At 68.0% G+C, this 2,547-nt stretch carries 2 protein-coding genes; one reads left to right on the top strand and one right to left on the bottom strand.

The genetic code is table 11. The features are described from left to right. Window positions 1–175: 175 nt before the first annotated feature. A complete protein-coding gene (locus MJ785_RS21740) occupies window positions 176–1,606 on the bottom strand; it encodes a helix-turn-helix domain-containing protein (RefSeq protein ID WP_239382723.1) in 1,431 nt (476 codons plus the stop codon). 525 nt (window positions 1,607–2,131) lie between these two features. Between MJ785_RS21740 and MJ785_RS21735 the strand changes: the two genes are divergently transcribed. Next, the coding region (locus tag MJ785_RS21735) for a hypothetical protein (RefSeq protein ID WP_239382725.1) at window positions 2,132–2,547 on the top strand (416 nt) is incomplete at its 3' end.

Raw genomic sequence — 2,547 nt, 5'->3', positions numbered from 1 at the left:
CCACCCGACGAGCTGACCGATGGCGGTGATGAGCAGGGCCGGCCGGTGCCACGTCGGTCCCGGGAATGGGCGGTCATCGCCGAAGCGAGAGCCCGCTGCCTGTACATCCGTTATCTATGTTGCTGTCTGCGCATCGTTGCTGCCTGTTCCCGGGCCCGCGGCCCGGTGTATCCGGTTATGCCGGCAGGCGGGTTGACGTCGGGACGGCACAGTAGGCCTCGATGTCGGCCGCTGTGTCGCGTGCTACCGCGGAACCCGCATGGTCTGACAGGTGTGTATGCACGCGACGCATGAGGGTACGGATGCCGTGGTTGCGGTGTGCCGGTGGGATCCTCAGGACCGGCGCCAGCGCTTCCCGGCCGCCGTCTACCTCACCCTGACGGATACGCGCCATAGCAAGATCGATGTATGCTCCCGCTCTGCTTCCGTAGCTGGCATCGGCGGCGTCGGGGGCCTCGAACGCTCGGACAGCCTCGGCTGCGGCGCGTTCGGCTGCACCATGGTCGGGAAGCTGGGACAGTGCGTCGGCGCTGATGAACAGCTGGACCGCATGAGGATGGGTGAGTTCTCCACCGATGTCGTCCAGGTCGTCTGCGCGGACCCGGTCTCGCGCATCATGGGCACGGGCGATCGCGGCCCGTGTCTGGGCGATATCACCGAGGGCCGCGTGGGCTCGGGCTTCCTGCACAGCAAGCTGCGTCGGCATCGATCCGGTGACTGTGTCCGCGTCCTGCTGGGCCAGGGACAGGTAGCGCAGGGCTTCGCGGGGGAACCCGGACCAGTAGGCGGCGCGGGCCTGTTCGATCCGTACCCACAGACGCAGGCCCGGATGGCCGGCGCGATCGGCGCACAGCAATGCCGCGCGGGCGTTGAGGTGGGCTGCCTGGAACTGACTGAGATCGACCCCGGCGCGTGCCAGGAGCCCGGAGGTGATCGCCGCGAGAACGTAGAGGTCACGGGATGGGCCGGGCAGTCCCGGCCCATCGAGGAGGCGGAAGGCAACGCGCTGGGCGCTGATGAGCGGGTCAATGAGCTCTGTTGCCTGGGTGGGGTAGGCGGTGGCCAGCCGGCGAACCTCACCGTGCAGAAGATCCATGATTTCCGGGGAGGGGGCGGCGCGTTCGGCGTTGACGAGGAACTGGACGGTGTCGTCAGCGGCCATGAGGATCTGCCTTTCTGGGGTGTTGTCCGCCGGGGGCGCCTCCGTACAGGCCGCCCAGGGCTCAGGGTAGGCCCGCCTGTCGTTGCGGGTCGGGCTCCTGTCCGCGCCGGTGCCGCGTGGGCGGGCCGGTGTCGGGGAGAGGCTCGTGGGCTGGTGGGAACGGCCAGCGCCGAGGAGCCGGTTGCGTGCCCGGTCCGGCAGGGCCAGGCCGTCGGCGACCCGGACGAAGACCTCCAGGTCGGCCACTCGGCGTTTACCGGTACAGATCCGGCTGACCTCTCCCTGTGTCATCGCGCAGCGGGACGCGAGGAGCGTCTGGCTGCACCCGTATCGGCCCGCCAGCACGAACAAGGCGCCGACGTCGCGGTCGTCGAGCGCGGCCAGGACGGACGGCTCGTCCCAGACGTGGTCCGGTAACGGCAATGGCATGGGCTCGGCAGGCATAGGCAGGACTCCCCGGGCATGTGACCTGACGGGACGGACACGAACAATGCCATGATGCGGCGATGGTGAGCGTAATCCCATCCGATGGGCCGCGGAAAGGGGGTTGTGTATCACTGGTTGTCTGGCATCCGTATAGCCGGCCGTCACGGGCGGCGCTGGTACTCGATGGGCTGTCCCGGTGTCTATCATCCACGCTTATGACACCGGCTTATACCCGGGGCTGATAATCCCCGCCGGCTGGGTTCATGAGACACAGCCGTTGCCATATCACTGGCCGCGCCGCGCACAATCTCTGTAGGCATCCGGGCCGGCCGTGTAGCCATCCGCAATATGGAGAATATTCTCTACCGTTCCGGGCGTCCATCAGATTAATAATCATACTTTATGGTGTCTGGAGGGATTATGCGTGGGGAACACGGATATCGGGAGCCGGTGGTGAGAGCACAACTGCCACGGCCACGAATGGACAGATCCGGGACAGAAGAGTCGACGGCATTCCCCTCGGTTGTCAGCTGGCCGGCGCAGGTGGCTACAGAGCTGACGGCCCTGTGCGGCGGTGAACAGGACGACGCAGAGGTACCGGCGGATGCGGTGGGGCCGGGCCACATATCCCTGCTGCGTCTGGAACTGGCTATCGGGGCCGCGGAGGTACAGGGACGGACGGCCTGCGCGACGTTGGCGGCCGTGGCCGACCGGCTGCCCGGGGTGGAACCGCGGCGCGCGGCGGCGTTGACGCGGCGGCTCCACACGGTGGCCGCGGAGCTGGAACGGCTGGTGGCGACGGTGACGCTGCCCGGGACGGCGACCGGATCGTCGGGGGCATCGACGGGGGTGAACGGGGCTGTTGACCACGCAGCCTGCGGTCAGGGACAGCCACATCCCGACGAGCGGGATGCCCGACGCGAGAAGCCGGCAGCCCATCCCTTGGCCCGTGTCCGAGC

The sequence above is a fragment of the Protofrankia sp. CiT1 genome (genome assembly GCF_917627335.1).
Taxonomy (GTDB): domain Bacteria; phylum Actinomycetota; class Actinomycetes; order Frankiales; family Frankiaceae; genus Protofrankia.
Note: the sequence above shows the minus strand (reverse complement) of the source record. Positions and strands in the feature narration are given on the sequence as shown.